Origin of the sequence: Streptomyces liliifuscus, assembly GCF_016598615.1 — a bacterium.
Taxonomy (GTDB): domain Bacteria; phylum Actinomycetota; class Actinomycetes; order Streptomycetales; family Streptomycetaceae; genus Streptomyces; species Streptomyces liliifuscus.
Genome location: NZ_CP066831.1, coordinates 7,814,861 through 7,831,915, shown reverse-complemented (window position 1 = coordinate 7,831,915; position 17,055 = coordinate 7,814,861). Strand labels below are relative to the sequence as shown.

The 17,055-nt window shown below is 69.0% G+C and carries 13 protein-coding genes; 4 read left to right on the top strand and 9 right to left on the bottom strand.

Annotation, left to right across the window (positions count from 1 at the left end; genetic code table 11):
* Window positions 1-46 precede the first annotated feature (46 nt).
* The 4 genes from JEQ17_RS33685 to ctaC form a co-directional block, all read right to left on the bottom strand.
* On the bottom strand, window positions 47-1,294 hold the full coding sequence (locus JEQ17_RS33685; RefSeq protein WP_200398770.1) for a L,D-transpeptidase: 1,248 nt from the start codon (window positions 1,292-1,294) through the stop codon (window positions 47-49).
* A 129-nt stretch (window positions 1,295-1,423) separates the two neighbouring features.
* Window positions 1,424-1,822, bottom strand: coding sequence for a cytochrome c oxidase subunit 4 (locus JEQ17_RS33680; RefSeq protein ID WP_200398769.1), 399 nt, complete (start codon window positions 1,820-1,822; stop codon window positions 1,424-1,426).
* Complete coding sequence (ctaD, locus tag JEQ17_RS33675) at window positions 1,819-3,555, bottom strand: aa3-type cytochrome oxidase subunit I (RefSeq protein ID WP_200398768.1); 1,737 nt, start codon at window positions 3,553-3,555, stop codon at window positions 1,819-1,821. The genes JEQ17_RS33680 and ctaD overlap by 4 nt, the downstream gene beginning before the upstream one ends.
* On the bottom strand, window positions 3,552-4,511 hold the full coding sequence (ctaC, locus tag JEQ17_RS33670) for an aa3-type cytochrome oxidase subunit II (RefSeq protein WP_200398767.1): 960 nt from the start codon (window positions 4,509-4,511) through the stop codon (window positions 3,552-3,554). The genes ctaD and ctaC overlap by 4 nt, the downstream gene beginning before the upstream one ends.
* Window positions 4,512-4,937: 426 nt before the next feature.
* Here ctaC and JEQ17_RS33665 point away from each other — a divergent pair, with 426 nt between their 5' ends.
* Window positions 4,938-6,323, top strand: coding sequence for a cysteine desulfurase/sulfurtransferase TusA family protein (locus tag JEQ17_RS33665; protein WP_200398766.1), 1,386 nt, complete (start codon window positions 4,938-4,940; stop codon window positions 6,321-6,323).
* A 141-nt stretch (window positions 6,324-6,464) separates the two neighbouring features.
* Here JEQ17_RS33665 and JEQ17_RS33660 read toward each other — a convergent pair whose 3' ends face one another.
* The gene (locus JEQ17_RS33660; RefSeq protein ID WP_143631121.1) at window positions 6,465-7,439 is read right to left on the bottom strand and encodes a carbohydrate kinase family protein; all 975 of its coding nucleotides are present in this window, start codon (window positions 7,437-7,439) and stop codon (window positions 6,465-6,467) included.
* Window positions 7,440-7,572: 133 nt separating this feature from the next.
* Between JEQ17_RS33660 and JEQ17_RS33655 the strand changes: the two genes are divergently transcribed.
* Window positions 7,573-7,782: a hypothetical protein gene (locus JEQ17_RS33655; protein ID WP_200398765.1), complete on the top strand. Its 210-nt coding sequence runs from the start codon at window positions 7,573-7,575 to the stop codon at window positions 7,780-7,782.
* Between the two features lie 279 nt (window positions 7,783-8,061).
* On the top strand, window positions 8,062-9,627 hold the full coding sequence (locus tag JEQ17_RS33650; protein WP_200398764.1) for a hypothetical protein: 1,566 nt from the start codon (window positions 8,062-8,064) through the stop codon (window positions 9,625-9,627).
* A gap of 122 nt (window positions 9,628-9,749) precedes the next feature.
* Here JEQ17_RS33650 and JEQ17_RS33645 read toward each other — a convergent pair whose 3' ends face one another.
* Window positions 9,750-10,106, bottom strand: coding sequence for a HesB/IscA family protein (locus JEQ17_RS33645; protein ID WP_200398763.1), 357 nt, complete (start codon window positions 10,104-10,106; stop codon window positions 9,750-9,752).
* A gap of 349 nt (window positions 10,107-10,455) precedes the next feature.
* Here JEQ17_RS33645 and nadA point away from each other — a divergent pair, with 349 nt between their 5' ends.
* On the top strand, window positions 10,456-11,640 hold the full coding sequence (gene nadA / locus JEQ17_RS33640) for a quinolinate synthase NadA (RefSeq protein WP_200398762.1): 1,185 nt from the start codon (window positions 10,456-10,458) through the stop codon (window positions 11,638-11,640).
* A 132-nt stretch (window positions 11,641-11,772) separates the two neighbouring features.
* Here nadA and JEQ17_RS33635 read toward each other — a convergent pair whose 3' ends face one another.
* The 3 genes from JEQ17_RS33635 to JEQ17_RS33625 all read right to left on the bottom strand — a co-directional run bounded on the left by JEQ17_RS33635 (window position 11,773) and on the right by JEQ17_RS33625 (window position 17,014).
* Complete coding sequence (locus tag JEQ17_RS33635; protein ID WP_200398761.1) at window positions 11,773-14,871, bottom strand: efflux RND transporter permease subunit; 3,099 nt, start codon at window positions 14,869-14,871, stop codon at window positions 11,773-11,775.
* 164 nt (window positions 14,872-15,035) lie between these two features.
* Window positions 15,036-15,719 carry a response regulator transcription factor gene (locus JEQ17_RS33630; RefSeq protein WP_200398760.1) on the bottom strand — a complete coding sequence of 228 codons (684 nt, stop codon included), beginning with the start codon at window positions 15,717-15,719 and terminating at the stop codon, window positions 15,036-15,038.
* Window positions 15,716-17,014 (bottom strand): sensor histidine kinase, encoded by a 1,299-nt coding sequence (locus JEQ17_RS33625; RefSeq protein WP_200398759.1) that lies wholly within the window; start codon window positions 17,012-17,014, stop codon window positions 15,716-15,718. Before JEQ17_RS33625 ends, JEQ17_RS33630 begins: the two co-directional genes overlap by 4 nt.
* Between the last annotated feature and the right edge of the window lie 41 nt (window positions 17,015-17,055).

Here is a 17,055-nt window from a genome sequence, read left to right as displayed (position 1 = left end):
GGTCCGTTGTAGCTGGTCGCGCAGTTCCCCGCGCCCCTGACAGGGCTTACACGGACTCCGGGCGTAGCCTCAGGCGGGCCTCCGGGCCCGGGCCCTCCGGGGTGTCGGCGATCAGGGCGCTGCCTGTGCGCCATTTCTTCCAGGTGAGGTTCCAGTCGCCGAAGCCGTTGCCGAACGGGGCCATCGTGTCGCCGGACGAGTTGACGACCTGGACGATGTCTCCGGCGCGGATGTTCTCGTAGAACCACTGGGCGTTGGCGGTGCTCATGCCGGTGCAGCCGTGGCTGACGTTGGCGTAGCCCTGGGAGCCCGTGGACCAGGGGGCGGCGTGAACGTACTCGCCGCTGTTGGTGAGCCTGACCGAGTTGTGGACGATCAGGTCGTAGAAGTCCGAGGCGCCGATGCTGGCGCTGGTCATGCGAACGGTACCTTCCTTGCCCAGTACGACCTTGACGCCGTTGCGGGTGTCATAGCCCGGCTTGCCGGTGGTGACGGGGATCGACTTGATCGCCTCGCCGTTCCTGTAGACCGTCATGGAGTGCGCCGAGGCGTCCGTGACGGCCTCCACGCGGTCGCCCGTGGTCAGGGTCAGGGGCTCGGCTTTGCCGCCCCAGAGGCGCTCGGCGACCTTGATCCCGGCCAGGTTGCTGTGGGCGGTGATGGTGGCCTGGATGGGCCAGTACTCCTTGGGCCGGTAGTGCAGTTTCCTGTCGTCCACCCAGTGCCAGGCGCCCTCCACCGCGGGCCGGGAGTCGACCTTCAGTGAACGCTCCACGACGGCGCGGGCGGCCTTGTCCTTGACCGGGAGGCTGAGCTCGGCGGTGACGGGCTGACCGACGCCGTACGTGCCCTTGTCGGGCCCGAACTTCACGTCCAGCCGCTTCTTCGTGGTGGGGGTTCCGGTGTCGAAGTCGACCACCTTGCGGCCGGGGGCGCCGTCCTCGTCCTCGGTGCTCACGCGGACCCTGTAGTGGACGCCGGCGGCCAGCGGGGAGGTGCTGTGCCAGCGGGTCCCGTCGGCGGAGAGTTCGCCCGCCACATACCGTCCTGTGGCGTCCGTGGCGGTCACGTCGGTGATGCGGCCGTCGGAGTCCTCGGCGGTGATCTCCAGGGGCTTGTCCGGGTCGGCCTTCTTGCCGTCGTCGACGGGGGTGTTGAAGGAGATGTCCTCCGCGGCGTCGTACGGCTTGGCCGAGAGCGGGTGGCCGTCGGAGCCGCAGGCCGTGACCCCGGCGCCGAGAGCGACTATGAGTGCCGTGCTGACGGCTGTGCGGTTTCGCGGTGTGTGGCTCATGACCTCACGCTAGGAAGCGGGGCCGGACCCGGCGCGGCGAGTGGGCCGTGCGGGGGACGAAGGGTGTGGCAAAAGAGGGAAGCCCGGACCTCCTGACGGAGTGTCCGGGCTTCCCGTGTTCTGCGCGTGCTACTGGTTCTGGCTTTCTCCGCGGTAGTACTCGAAGACCCAGCCCCACAGGCCGATCATGATGATCGGGGCCGAGAAGTAGAGCAGCCACCAGCCGAAGATCACGCCCATGAAGGCGAGCGCGCCACCGATGCCGAGGGAGAGCGGCTGCCAGCTGTGCGGGCTGAAGAAACCGACCTCACCGGCGTCGTCGGCGACGTCGGCCTCCTTGTTGTCCTGGGCGCCCACGTCGACACGCCGGGCCGTGAAGGCCAGGTAGTAGCCGATCATGACGCACAGGCCGAAGCCCAGGAAGAGCGCCGTGGTGCCGGCGGGCTCCTTGGACCACACGCCGTAGACGATCGCCATGGCCAGCACGAAGACGGCCAGCCAGAGGAACATCTTGCCTTGGACCTTCACTTGCCGGCCTCCTTGCCACCAGCGAGGGCCTTCTCACCGTGACCGGCGTTCTCGAGCTGGTCGAGAGCGGCGATCTCCGGGTGGTGCAGGTCGAAGGCCGGGGATTCGGAACGGATCCGCGGCAGCGTGAGGAAGTTGTGCCGCGGCGGCGGGCAGGACGTGGCCCACTCCAGCGAACGGCCGTAACCCCACGGGTCGTCGACCTCGACCTTCTTGCCGTACTTGGCGGTCTTCCACACGTTGTAGAAGAACGGCAGGATCGACAGACCGAGCACGAACGAGCTGATCGTCGAGATCGTGTTCAGGGCGGTGAAGCCGTCGGCCGCGAGATAGTCCGCGTAACGACGGGGCATGCCCTCGGCACCCAGCCAGTGCTGGACGAGGAAGGTGCCGTGGAAGCCGATGAACAGCGTCCAGAAGGTGATCTTGCCGAGGCGTTCGTCGAGCATCTTGCCGGTGAACTTCGGCCACCAGAAGTGGAAGCCGGAGAACATCGCGAACACCACCGTGCCGAACACCACGTAGTGGAAGTGCGCCACCACGAAGTAGGAGTCCGAGACGTGGAAGTCCATCGGCGGCGAGGCCAGGATGACACCGGTCAGACCACCGAAGGTGAAGGTGATCAGGAAGCCCGTCGCCCACAGCATCGGGGTCTCGAAACTCAACGACCCCTTCCACATGGTGCCGATCCAGTTGAAGAACTTCACACCCGTCGGCACGGCGATGAGGAACGTCATGAAGGAGAAGAACGGCAGCAGTACGCCGCCGGTGACGTACATGTGGTGCGCCCACACCGTCACCGACAGGCCGGCGATCGCGATGGTCGCGCCGATCAGGCCCATGTAGCCGAACATCGGCTTGCGGGAGAAGACCGGGATGACCTCGCTGATGATGCCGAAGAACGGCAGCGCGATGATGTACACCTCTGGATGCCCGAAGAACCAGAACAGGTGCTGCCATAGCAGCGCCCCGCCGTTGGCGGCATCGAAGATGTGTGCGCCGAATTTCCGATCCGCCTCCAGCGCGAACAGCGCGGCCGCGAGGACGGGGAAGGCGAGCAGCACGAGGACCGCGGTGAGCAGCACGTTCCACACGAAGATCGGCATGCGGAACATGGTCATGCCCGGGGCGCGCATGCAGATGATGGTGGTGATGAAGTTGACCGCGCCCAGGATGGTGCCGAAGCCGGAGAACGCCAGGCCCATGATCCACATGTCGGCGCCGATGCCCGGCGAGCGGACCGCGTCCGAGAGCGGGCTGTAGGCGAACCAGCCGAAGTCGGCCGCGCCCTGCGGGGTGAGGAAACCGCCGACCGCGATCAGCGAGCCGAACAGGTACAGCCAGTAGGCGAACATGTTCAGCCGCGGGAAGGCGACGTCGGGTGCGCCGATCTGCAGCGGCATGATCCAGTTGGTGAAGCCGGCGAACAGCGGTGTCGCGAACATCAGCAGCATGATCGTGCCGTGCATCGTGAACGCCTGGTTGAACTGCTCGTTCGACATGATCTGCGTGCCGGGACGGGCCAGTTCGGCGCGCATGAACAGCGCCATCACGCCGCCGATGCAGAAGAACGCGAACGACGTGACCAGGTACAACGTACCGATCGTCTTGTGGTCGGTGGTGGTGAGCCACTTGACCACGACATTGCCGGGCTGCTTGCGCCGTACCGGTAGCTCGTTCTCGTACGAGTCTTCGGCCGCGGCGGCACCCTGAGGTTCGTTGAGGATGCTCACAGGTTGTTCGTCTCCCGGTTCTTCTCGTGGTCCGTCTGCTCGATACCGGCCGGGACGTAACCGGTCTGACCCTTCTCGGCGAGCTCCTTGAGGTGGGCCTCGTAGCGCTCGGGAGAGACGACCTTCACGTTGAAGAGCATCCGGGAGTGGTCGACGCCGCAGAGCTCGGCGCACTTGCCCAGGAAGGTGCCCTCCTTGTTGGGGGTCACCTGGAAGGAGTTGGTGTGGCCCGGGATGACGTCCTGCTTCATGAGGAACGGCACCACCCAGAAGGAGTGGATGACGTCACGCGAAGTGAGGACGAAGCGGACCGTCTTGCCCTTCGGAAGCCAGAGGGTCGGACCGGGGTTGCCCGTCTGCGGGTTCTCCGTGCCGGGCGTACCGACGTCGTAGACGCCCCCGGCGTTCTCCGGGAACTGCTCCTTGAACCTGTTCGGAATCGCGTCGAGGTTCTTGTCGGTCTTCGCGTCCCCGGTCGAGCCGTCGACGTTCTCGATGTAGTTGAAGCCCCAGCTCCACTGGAAGCCGACGACGTTGACCGTCACGTCGGGCTTCTTGTCGAGGCTGAGGAGCTTCGTCTCGTCGCGGGCCGTGAAATAGAAGAGCACCGAGACGATGATGAGCGGGACCACCGTGTACAGCGCCTCGATGGGCATGTTGTACCGGGTCTGCGGAGGAACTTCGACCTTGGTGCGGCTGCGCCGGTGGAAGAACGCACTCCACAGGATCAGGCCCCAGACCAACACGCCCGTGACGAGCGCTGCAGCCCACGAGCCCTGCCACAGGGAGAGGATCCGCGGAGCCTCTTCCGTGGTCGGGGTGGGCATACCAAGGCGGGGGAAGTCCTTGTATGTGCAACCGGTGGCGGTCGCCAGGACCAGGCCCGCAGTCAGTGCCTGCAGCAGCTTCCGCCGCATCGGGCGCCGCGGCGAGCGGTCGGAGCCGTAGGGACTCACGTAGCGCCTTCCCGAGAGTCTCGCCCGCGCTGTTGGCTGCGGCCTTCTCGCTGGTCGGTCGCCGCCCTGCGTCGGGCAGGGGTTTGGATGTTTATGCGGACCAAACCCTACTGGACGCTTTTTGGGGTCGCGCGGGGAGGGTCCCCAACGCGCCGCGGCTCACCCCGAAGGGGTGGAATGCGGGGCTCCGGGCCGTATGTGACGGCCCGTCGCGGGGCGCCCTTGGACTCGGGGGATCCGGTTTGTCGTCGGGTGCGGGCCGCATGTGACTGGTCGCGCAGTTCCCCGCACCCCTGAAAGCGGGGCTGCGCCCCTGGCTTTCATCCTTTAGGGGCGCGGGGAACTGCGCGGCCAGCCCCCACCCACCCGCACCCGCCGAACAAGCCCGACGCCCCCGTCCCCCACCACACCGCATAGCGTGAGGTCGTGTCCTACTTCGACGCCGCATCCTCCGCCCCCCTCCACCCCGTGGCCCGCCAGGCCCTGCAGGCCTCCCTGGACGAGGGCTGGGCCGACCCCGCCCGTCTCTACCGGGAGGGACGGCGAGCACGGCTCCTCCTGGACGCCGCCCGCGAGGCCGCCGCGGAGGCGATCGGCTGCCGCCCGGACGAGCTGGTGTTCACCACCTCCGGCACACGGGCGGTCCACACCGCGATCGCCGGCACGCTCGCGGGACGCCACCGCGTCGGACGCCACCTGATCGTGTCCGCGGTCGAACATTCTTCGGTGCTCCATTCGGCCGAGATGCACCGGAACCAGGGCGGCACAGTGTCCGAAGTGCCCGTTCTGCGCACGGGCATGGTCTCCCCCGACGCGTACGCCGAGGCCCTGCGCCCCGACACCGCGCTCGCCTGTCTCCAGTCCGCCAACCACGAGGTGGGTACGGAGCAGCCGGTGGCCGCCGTCGCCGAGGCGTGCCGCGCGGCGGGCGTCCCCCTTCTGGTGGACGCGGCGCAGTCGCTGGCCTGGGGGCAGGTCGAGGGCGGCTGGTCGTTGCTGACGGGCAGCGCCCACAAGTGGGGCGGCCCCTCGGGCGTCGGGCTGCTGGTCGTGCGCAAGGGGGTGCGTTACGCCCCTCAAGGCCCGGCCGACGAACGGGAGTCGGGGCGCGCCCCCGGCTTCGAGAACATTCCCGGAATCGTCGCCGCCGCGGCCTCACTGCGGGCCGTACGCGCGGAGGCGGCCACCGAGTCGGCCCGGCTGCGGGAGCTGACGGACCGGATCCGTGCGCGGGTGCCGGAACTGGTCCCGGATGTGGAGGTGGTGGGCGACCCGGTGCGCCGGCTCCCCCATCTCCTCACCTTCTCCTGTCTCTATGTCGACGGAGAGACTCTGCTGCACGAGCTGGACCGCGAGGGTTTCTCGGTCTCGTCCGGGTCGTCCTGCACGAGCAGCACGCTCACGCCGAGCCATGTCCTCAAAGCGATGGGCGTACTGAGCGAGGGCAACGTCCGGGTGTCCCTCCCCCTCGGCACCCCGGCACAGGACGTGGACCGCTTCCTGGACGTCCTGCCCCGCACGGTCGCGGCGGTCCGCGAGAAGCTGGGCGCCCCGGCGAGCGCCCCCGTCGTGACCGTCCAGGACGACTCCCTCGTCGTGAACGCCCTCGGCAAGCGCTGCCCGATCCCGGTGATCGAACTCGCCAAGGTGATCACCGACGTCCCCGTCGGCGGCACGGTCCGCGTCCTCTCCGACGACGAGGCGGCCCGCCTGGACATCCCGGCCTGGTGCGAAATGCGAAACCAGGAGTACGTAGGAGAAGAACCGACAGAGGGCGGAACGGCATACATGGTCCGCCGGAAAGCGCCGTAGTCGCCTCAGGTGCGCGGGGCCGTATCCATTTGCGGCTCCCGCGCACCGGCGTCTTTCAGGGGCGCGGGGAACTGCGCGACCAGCCCCCACGCACCCGCACCCACGAACAAACGGACGCGCCCCACGAAAAGGGCACCGGCACTAAGCCAGGTGCCCTTGAACCTCCGCCGCCGCGTCATGCCCGTACGCCTTCGTGAACCGGTCCAGGAAGTGCGACCGCTTCAACTGGTACTCCTGCGTCCCCTTGGTCTCGATGACGAGCGTCGCGAGCATGCAGCCCACCTGCGCGGCCCGCTCGTGCGAGACGCCCCAGGCCAGCCCCGACAGGAACCCGGCCCGGAAGGCGTCCCCGACCCCGGTCGGGTCGACCTTCGCCGTCTCCTCGGGCACACCGACCTCGATCGTGTCCGCCCCGACCCCCTCGATCCGCACACCGCGCGCGCCGAGGGTGGTCACCCGGTGGCCGACCCTCGAAAGGATCTCCGCGTCGCTCCAGCCGGTCTTGGACTCGATGAGCCCCTTCTCGTACTCGTTCGAGAAGAGGTACGTCGCACCGTCGAGCAGCAGCCGGATCTCGTCGCCGTTCATGCGCGCGATCTGCTGGGAGAAGTCGGCGGCGAAGGGGATCGAACGGGTCCGGCACTCCTCGGTGTGCCGGAGCATGCCCTCGGGGTCGTCCGCGCCGATCAGGACCAGGTCGAGTCCGCCCACACGGTCGGCGACCGCCTTGAGCTCGATGAGGCGGGCCTCGCTCATGGCGCCGGTGTAGAAGGAGCCGATCTGGTTGTGGTCGGCGTCCGTGGTGCAGACGAAGCGCGCGGTGTGCAGCACCTCGGAGATCCGTACGGACGCGGTGTCGACGCCGTGCCGGTCCAGCCAGGCGCGGTACTCGTCGAAGTCGGAGCCCGCCGCCCCGACCAGGATCGGCGAGGTGCCGAGCTGGCCCATGCCGAAGGCGATGTTCGCACCCACGCCGCCCCGGCGTACGTCGAGATTGTCGACCAGGAAGGAGAGGGAGACCGTGTGCAGCTGATCCGCGACCAGCTGGTCGGCGAAGCGGCCGGGGAAGGTCATGAGGTGGTCAGTGGCGATGGAGCCCGAGACTGCGATACGCACGGCTAGGACACGCTCCTGCGAGGAGGGAGATTGACATCTAACGCTATCGGGTTCGGGCCGCGGCTTCGAAGCAGGCAAAACTACCCAATAGTAGGGCTTTTTTCGTAGGGCAGGCGGTGCTTACGGTTCCGCTATGACGAACCTCAAGATCCATGGCGACGCTCCGCTCGATCCCGAAGGCGGTCTGGCCGAGCTGCGGGGCGACTGCGCCCGTATGGTCCCGCACTGGTCGGCTCCCGCCAGGATCACCGCGCTGCCGGTGTCCCCGTCACTCATCCACGGCGTGACGGTGCCGTCGGCTTCCGCCCGGATGCTGGACGCGATGTCGGACTACGGCGACTAGTCGCTCCGCGGAGAGGGCCGGATGGAAGCTGCGGGCCGACTGTGGCTGGTCGCGCAGTTCCCCGCGCCCCTAAAAGACGTGGGGCACCGCCCGCCCCGAAGACGAAGTAAGGCGCCGCACCCCTGAAAAGTGAGCGGCGCCAATTAGGGAACCGCGCGCTCCCCCGTCGCGTCCCATCGCTGTCCCCCGTAAAGGGGAGGCAGGATACGACCCTGCTGTGTCCTGACCCGGTCAGGGGCGGGTCTCATGGGACAGCGGCGCGGCAGAAGGAGCGATGCGGTGGACAGCGAGCGACCCGACAACGACGCGGCCGAGGCCGCCGACGAGGAAAAGCCGCGCAGGCGGCATTCGCCGGTGGTCGTCGCCTCGGTCGCGGCCGCCGTGCTGCTCGCCGGGGGCGGCGGGGCGTACTTCGCCACGACCGCGTCCGGCGGCGGTGGAAGCAAGGACAGCTCCGGTACGCCGAGGGACGACGGCAATCCGCCGCCGCTCGCCCTGGACGGCTACACCGAGGGCGGCGCGAAGGGCACGGACGGCACGAACGGCATCGCGCCCGGCGAGCCCGACCCGAACGGCGCGACCTACCGCGCCGAGGGCGAACTCCCCGACGGCCCCTCCTCCGCGGCCGTCCACCGTGCGAAGGGCGAGGTCACCGCGGCCGAGGTGGCGAAGCTGGCCAAGGCGCTGGGTGTGGAGGGCACACCGAAGGCGGAGGGCGACGCCTGGCTGGTCGGCGCCACGAAGGACGGTTCCGGTCCGGGTCTGCGGGTGAACAAGAAGGCACCCGGCACCTGGACGTTCAACCGCTTCGTGCCCGGCACCGACAACTGCAAGAGCACCACGGTGTGCGCGAGCGGGACGGCCAAGGGCACCGAGACCGACGCCGAGGGTGCCGGGACCGAACCGGTGAGCGTGGACGCCGCGAAGAAGGCCGCCGCGCCCGTTCTCAAGGCGGTCGGCCAGGACGACGCCAAGCTCGACGCGAGCCAGCTCATGGACGCCGTACGCGTGGTGAACGCGGACCCGGAGGTGGGCGGGCTGCCGACGTACGGCTGGTCGACCGGTCTCCAGATCGGCCCGGACGGCCAGGTCGTGGGCGGCAGCGGCCAGTTGAAGACCCCGGTCAAGAGCGACACGTACCCCGTCATCAGTGCTCGGAAGACGCTCGACCTGCTGAACGGGTCCGGGACGGGCGGCGGGCGCGTGGGGATCGGCGGATGCGCGAGTCCCGTACCGCTGAAGGACAAGGACGAGAAGCCCTGCGAGACGTCGACGGTGGCGCCGAAGCCCGAGACGGTCGTCGTCGAGGACGCCGTGTTCGGTCTGGCCACGCACTTCGTGGACGGGCGGCAGGCGCTGGTGCCGTCCTGGCTCTTCGAGGTACGGCCCTCGGGGGCGGGCGCCGGCTTCACGATCACGCATCCCGCGGTCGACCCGCGGTATCTGACCTCTCCGGAGCCTCCGGGCGGCACCCCGAGCGACGACCCGACGGTGGCTCCGAGCCCACGGACGAGCGAGCCGGGCGGCGGGACGACGAAGGCGCCGAAGACCGAGACCCGGAATGTCCGTGTCGAGGGCTACAGCGCGGACGGCAGGGAACTGACCGTGCGCTTCACGGGCGGGGTGTGCAGTGACTACAAGGCCTCGGCGCAGGAGTCCGGCGGCAGGGTGACGGTGCGGGTGACCGAGACGCTGGAGACGGACCAGGTCTGCATCCTGATCGCCAAGACCTTCCACGAGAAGGTCGAGCTCAAGGAATCGCTCGGGGAACGGAAGGTCGTCGACACGGGCGGCAAGGCCGTACCGCTGGAGAAGGACCTGCCGAACCCGACCGGGCCGAGGTAGGCAGCCGGGGACACCCGGCCACCGGTACGCGAAAGGCGGCGCCCTGTTGGAGGGGGCGCCGCCTTTCGGTGTCGTTCGGGACGACGGACCCGGCCGTCATCCGTCAAACGCAAGCAGCGGGCTCAGCTGAACGAGTCGCCGCAGGCGCAGGAACCCGTCGCGTTCGGGTTGTCGATCGTGAAGCCCTGCTTCTCGATGGTGTCCACGAAGTCGATGGAGGCGCCGCCCAGGTACGGAGCGCTCATGCGGTCGGTGACGACCTTCACGCTGCCGAACTCCTTGACGACATCGCCGTCGAGGGAGCGCTCGTCGAAGAAGAGCTGGTACCGCAGGCCGGAGCAGCCGCCGGGCTGAACGGCGACACGCAGCGCCAGGTCGTCGCGGCCTTCCTGCTCCAGCAGGCCCTTGACCTTGGCCGCGGCGGCGTCCGACAGGAGGATGCCGTCGCTCACGGTGGTGGTCTCGTCCGATACGGACATCTGCTTCTCTCCCGGGTTGTACGGAGACTGCTTGCCGACGGTTGCAACCGGCGGGGCCGCGGATTCATTCCGGGCCGAGCGTGTGTCTTGCCTTCTCTCTTCATGCTCGCACACCCGCCTGGAAGCGGAAAACAGCCTGTGGACAACCACCGCGCCGACCTCACCGATCACGCCGTGACCACCCCACCTACCACCCCACGGGATTCACGTCACATGGACGCTATGGGCATCGTCAAAGTGACATGAAGCGGTTATGATAGATAACGTCATTTCGACGAAAAGGCTTGTTCTGCTTGATCGTTCCAGCCGGTCGATCCAAGCGGGCCGCAGAACAGAAAGGGTGCGTGTCGTGACCACCGCCCAGACCCAGGAGCTCGACGTACAGCCGACGCCCCTCGCCCTGCTGCTCCTCGGCCGTGAGGCCGACCCCAGGAGCGAGCGCGGCGTCGAATGTCCCGGTGACCTGCCCTCGCCGTCCGACCCGGACCTGGTCGAGCGCGCCCGCGCGGCCAAGGAGAAGCTCGGGAGCAAGGTCTTCGTCCTCGGCCACCACTATCAGCGCGACGAGGTCATCCAGTTCGCGGATGTCACGGGTGACTCCTTCAAGCTGGCCAAGGACGCCGCCGCGCGCCCCGAGGCCGAGTACATCGTGTTCTGCGGTGTGCACTTCATGGCCGAGTCGGCGGACATCCTGACCTCCGACGACCAGAAGGTCGTCCTGCCCGACCTGGCCGCCGGCTGCTCGATGGCCGACATGGCCACCGCCGAGCAGGTCGCCGAGTGCTGGGACGTGCTGACCGACGCCGGGATAGCCGAGCAGGTCGTGCCCGTCTCGTACATGAACTCCTCCGCGGACATCAAGGCGTTCACCGGCAAGCACGGCGGCACGATCTGCACCTCGTCGAACGCCGAGCGGGCCCTGGAGTGGGCCTTCGAACAGGGCGAGAAGGTGCTGTTCCTGCCCGACCAGCACCTGGGTCGCAACACCGCCGTCCGCGACATGGGCATGTCCCTGGAGGACTGCGTCCTCTACAACCCGCACAAGCCGAACGGCGGGCTCACGGCCGAGCAGCTCCGTGACGCCAAGATGATCCTGTGGCGGGGCCACTGCTCGGTGCACGGCCGTTTCTCCGTCGACTCGGTCAACGACGTGCGGGCCCGGATCCCCGGTGTGAACGTGCTGGTGCACCCCGAGTGCAAGCACGAGGTCGTGGAGGCCGCGGACTACGTCGGCTCCACGGAGTACATCATCAAGGCCCTGGAGGCGGCTCCGGCCGGTTCCAAGTGGGCGATCGGCACGGAGCTGAACCTCGTACGGCGGCTGGCGAACCGTTTCGCGAGCGAGGACAAGGAGGTCGTCTTCCTCGACAAGACGGTCTGCTTCTGCTCGACCATGAACCGCATCGACCTGCCCCACCTGGTCTGGACCCTGGAGTCCCTGGCCGAGGGCAATCTCGTCAACCGCATCGAGGTGGACCGGGAGACCGAGCAGTTCGCGAAGCTGGCGCTTGAGCGGATGCTGGCGCTGCCGTAGGGCTCCGCCGGACGGGCTGGGCTTCGTCTGCGGGGCCGCTGTGGCTGGTCGCGCAGTTCCCCGCGCCCCTAAAAGACTGCGCAGTTCCCCGCGCCCCTGAAAAGGGGCGCGGGGAACTGCGCAATCGGTGACCTATACCCCCACTGCCTCCCGCTCGGCGGCAGCCTCCCGCTTCGTGGCCTTCTTCTTCGCGCGGCGCTCCTTGCGGAGTTCGACCATCGCGTAGAGCGTCGGCACGAGCAGCAGGGTCAGCAGCGTCGAGGTGATCAGACCGCCGATCACCACCACCGCCAGCGGCTGGGCGATGAAGCCGCCCTCGCCGGTGATGCCCAGGGCCATCGGGAGCAGGGCGAAGATCGTCGCCAGGGCCGTCATGAGGATCGGGCGCAGGCGGTGCCTACCGCCTTCCACCACGGCCTCGACAACCCCGTAGCCCTGCTTGCGGTACTGGTTGATCAGGTCGATCAGCACGATCGCGTTGGTCACGACGATGCCGATGAGCATCAGCATGCCGATCATCGACGGCACACCCATCGGCGTACCGGTGATGACCAGCAGACCGATCGCACCCGTCGCCGCGAACGGGATCGAGACGAGCAGGATCAGCGGCTGGATCAGCGACCGGAAGGTCGCGACCAGCAGCATGAAGACGATCGCGATCGCCGCGAGCATCGCGAGGCCGAGGGACGCGAACGCGTCGTCCTGGTCCTCGGACACACCGCCGATGGCGGCCGTGGCACCGGCCGGCAGCTTCAGCTTGTCGAGCTTGGCCGTGAGGTCGGCGCTGACCGCTCCCGTGTTGTCACCGGTCGGCTTCGCCGAGATGGTGGCGGCGCGCTGACCGTCGATACGGGTCATCGAGACCGGCCCGTCGACCAGCTTCACCGTCGCGATGTCACCGAGCTTCACGGACCCGAGGCTGAGGCTCCTCAGCTCGGACAGCGTCTCGGCCGGCTTCGCCGACTTGATGACGACGTCGCGCTCGGTGTCGTCCAGGATCGCCTTGCCGCTGGTGGTGCCGCGCACCGCCTGGGCGACGGCCGCACCGAGGGTCGTGTCGTTGAACCCGGCCGCGGCGGCCTTGTCGTTGGCCCTGACCGAGATCCGCGGCACGGACTGGGCGAGGTCGCTCGTCACGTCGGTGACGTCGTCGAGCCCGGCGACCGCGTCGCGGACCTCCTCGGCGGCCTCGCGCAGTACGGCGGCGTCGGCCGACTTCACCACGACGCTCAGGTCCTGGCTGCCGAAGCCGTCACCGGCCGCGACCGTCGTCGTACCGATCCCGGAGAGCTTGCCGAGCCCCTCCTCGATACCGTCCTGGACGTCGTCGAAGGAGGCCGAGTCGGCGACCTTGACGGTGTAGGAGGCCTGGTTGGTGTCCGTGCCCCCGCCGAACGCGGCCATGAAGCCGGAGGAGCCGACCGTGACCTGGTAGTCCTCGACGCCCTTGACGCCGTCGAGCATCTTCTCGACCTTCTTGGCCTCTGCGTCGGTCGCCGCCAGGCTGGTGCCGGGCTTCAACTCCTGCTTGACCGTGATGACTTCCTGCTCGCCCTGGTCGAAGAAGTTCGTCTTCAGCAGGGGCGTCATGCCGAACGTACCGACGAGGACGACCACCGCGATCGCCACGCTGGTGAGGCGGCGGCGGGTCGCGAAGCGCAGCACGGGCACGTAGAGGCGCTGGAGGCGGCTGCGCGCCTCCTTCTCCTCGGCCTTGCGGCGCGCCTCCTCCGGGTCGATGCCGCGCACGTCCTTGGGGGCGCGCAGGAACCAGTACGAGAGCACCGGTACGACCGTCAGCGAGACGAGCAGCGAGGCCAGCAGGGCCGCCGTGACGGTGAGGGAGAACGAGCCGAAGAGCTCGCCGACCATGCCGCCGGTCAGACCGATGGGCAGGAACACCGCGACCGTGGTGAGCGTCGAGGAGGTGACCGCGCCCGCGACCTCGCGTACGGCCTTGAGGATCGCCTCCTGGCGCTCCTCGCCGTAGCCGAGGTGCCGCTTGATGTTCTCCAGGACCACGATCGAGTCGTCGACGACCCGGCCGATGGCGATGGTCAGGGCGCCCAGCGTCAGGATGTTGAGCGACTCGCTGCGGGTCCACAGCACGATCAGCGCGAGGACGACCGACAGCGGGATGGAGACCGCGGTGACCAGCGTCGAGCGGATCGACGCCAGGAAGACCAGGATGACCAGGACCGCGAAGAGCAGACCGAGGGCGCCCTCGGTGGTCAGGCCCTTGATGGACTTGGAGACGGCCGGGCCCTGGTCGCTGACGACGGTCAGCGTGGCGCCGGAACCGAGATCCTTGCGCAGGCCGGGCAGCTTGTCCTGAACGGCGTCGGAGACCGCGACCGCGCTGCCGTCGTGGTCCATGGTGACGGAGACGGCGAGGCTGGGCTTGCCGTCGGTACGGGTGATGGAGTCCGCCCTGGCGGGCTCCTCCTCGACGGTGGCGACGGCACCGAGGCGTACGGGCTTCTTGCCGCCCTCGCCGGTGACCATCAGGTCCTGGATCTGCTTGAGCGAGGTGAAGCCGCCGCCGACCTGGACCGTGCGGTTGCTGCCGTCCTCGTCGAAGGAACCGGCCGGGAGGGTCGCGCCGCCCGCCTGGAGGGCCTGGCCGAGCGCGGCCGTGGTCAGCCCGGCCTTCGCCAGCTTCGCGTCGTCGGGCGTGACCGAGACCTGAAGGTCCTGTACGCCGTCGACGGTGACCTGGCCGACGCCGTCGATGTCCTTCAGCGCGGGGACGACCGTGCGGTCGAGCTGGTCGGAGAGGGCCTGCTGGTCCTTGTCGGAGGTGACCGCGAGGACCACGGTCGGGATGTCGTCCGTGGAACCGGCGACGACCTGCGGGTCCACGTCGTCCGGGAGTTGCACACGGGCGCGGTTCACGGCCTGCTGGACGTCGGCGACGATCCGGGCGGAGTCGTTGCCGTAGTCGAAGGAGGCCATGATCAGGGCGTTGCCCTCGCTGGCCGTGGAGGTGACGCCGGAGATCCCGTCGACCGCTTCGAGGTTGTCCTCGATGGGCTCGACGACCTGCTTCTCGACCACGTCGGGGGACGCGCCCTGGTACGGCGCGATCACCGACACCATGGGCAGTTCGATGGTGGGCAGCAGCTGTTGCTTGAGCTGAGGGATCGCTATCGCGCCGAAGGCGAGCGCGATGATCGACATCAGCCCGATGAGGGCACGTTGGGCGAGGCTGAAGCGGGACAGCCAGGACATGGGTGACGGGTCTCTCTTCTGTGGCTTGAGTCTTTGGAGCGGCGGAATGGGCTCATGTGAGCGTCCGCCTATCACTCTGAGCCATGGCCGGGGCCCCGACCGTCGCCCCCAGGTCCCGTTCCTTATGCGGCGCATACCGCGCCCGCAGTACGTGCGGGTGGAGCTCACTCCACCCTTGGGCGTACCAGTCCGGACTCGTACGCGATGACCACCAGCTGTGCCCGGTCGCGGGCTCCCAGCTTGGCCATGGCCCGGTTGACGTGCGTCTTCACCGTGAGCGGGCTGACCGTGAGGCGCTCGGCGATCTCGTCGTTGGAGTGCCCGCCGGCGACCTGGACGAGGACCTCGCGCTCGCGGACGGTCAGCGCTTCGAGGCGTTCGGCGCGGCCGGGGTCCCGGTCGTCGTCATCGCCGTCGCCCTGGGCGAGGAACTTCGCGATCAATCCCTTGGTGGCGGCCGGCGACAGCAGCGCCTCGCCGCCCGCCGCGATCCGGATCGCGTTGAGCAGCTCGTCCGGCTCGGAGCCCTTGCCGAGGAACCCGGAGGCTCCGGCACGCAGCGACTGCACCACGTACTCGTCGACCTCGAAGGTCGTCAGCATCACGACCCGTACGTGGGCGAGGCCCGGGTCTGCGCTGATGAGCCGTGTCGCGGCGAGACCGTCGGTGCCGGGCATGCGGATGTCCATGAGCACGACGTCGGCCCGCTCCTCGCGTGCCAGCCGCACGGCCTCCGCCCCGTCCGAGGCCTCTCCCACGACCTCCATGTCGGGCTCGGAGTCGACCAGCACGCGGAACGCGCTGCGCAGCAGTGCCTGGTCGTCGGCGAGCAGGACGCGGATGGTCATGCGGGGTCCCCCGTGGGTGCCGTGGTCGAGGCCGCCGGGCTGGGTGCGGGTGCGGGTGCGGATGCCGCCGCGGTGGACGCGGTGCTTCCGGTGCGGCTCTTGACCGGCAGGATCGCATGGACCCGGAAGCCGCCTCCGTATCGGGGTCCGGCGGTGCAGACGCCGCTCAGCGCGGTGACCCGCTCGCGCATGCCGAGCAGTCCGTGGCCGCCGTTCTCTTCAAGACGGGCCTCCGCGTCGTCGCCCGGCCCGTTGTCGAGGACGGTGATCTCCACGTTCGGTCCCACGCGTACGACGCTGACCTCGGCCTTCGCCTCGGGGCCCGCGTGCTTCTGCACATTGGTGAGGGCTTCCTGGATGACGCGGTACGCGGCCAGGTCGACGGCGGCGGGGAGGGTGGTGCCGTGGTCGGTGCGGGCCACCTCCACGGGCAGGCCCGCGTTGCGGAAGGTGCCGACGAGCTCTTCGAGGCGGTGCAGGCCCGGGGCAGGTTCGGTGGGGGCCTCGGGGTCGCCGGACTGTCTCAGCAGGCCGACCGTGGCGCGGAGTTCGTTGAGCGCGGAGCGGCTGGCCTCGCGGACGTGGGCGAGGGCTTCCTTGGCCTGGTCGGGGCGCTTGTCCATGACGTGCGCGGCCACTCCGGCCTGCACGTTGACGAGGGCGATGTGGTGGGCGACGACGTCGTGCAGGTCGCGGGCGATGCGCAGGCGTTCCTCGGCGACGCGGCGTCTCGCCTCCTCCTCGCGGGTGCGTTCGGCACGCTCGGCGCGCTCTCTTATGGCGTGTACGAAGGCGCGGCGGCTGCGGACCGCGTCGCCCGCGGCTGCGGCCATGCCGGTCCAGGCGAAGATGCCGAGGTTCTCCTGCGCGTACCAGGGCAGGGGGCCGGCGAGCATGGCGATGCCGGTCAGGACCGTCATGGTGAGGAGGCCCACGCGCCAGGTGGTGGGCCGGTCGGTCGCCGACGCGACCGTGTAGAGGGCGACGACCGCGGACATCACCACGGGGGCCCTGGGGTCGCCCGTCACGAATTCCACGACCGACAGGGCGCTCGTCGCGGCGAGGACCCTCAGGGGGTGGCCTCGGCGGAAGACCAGGGCGGTCGCGGCCAGCAGCATGAGGGTGAGGCTGAGGAGGTCCGGGGTGCGGGTGCCCCAGTTGGGGCCTCCGTGTCTGCCGTTCGGCTCCGCGAACGAGCCGACCACCATGCAGGCGAGGACTGCTGCCGCGAGGGCGCCGTCCACCACCAGCGGGTATGCCCGCAGGCGGTTCCGGGCGCGCTCCAGTGTGCTCACGATTGTTTACGGTACGGGGCCCTTGCAGGGGGCGGAACTGG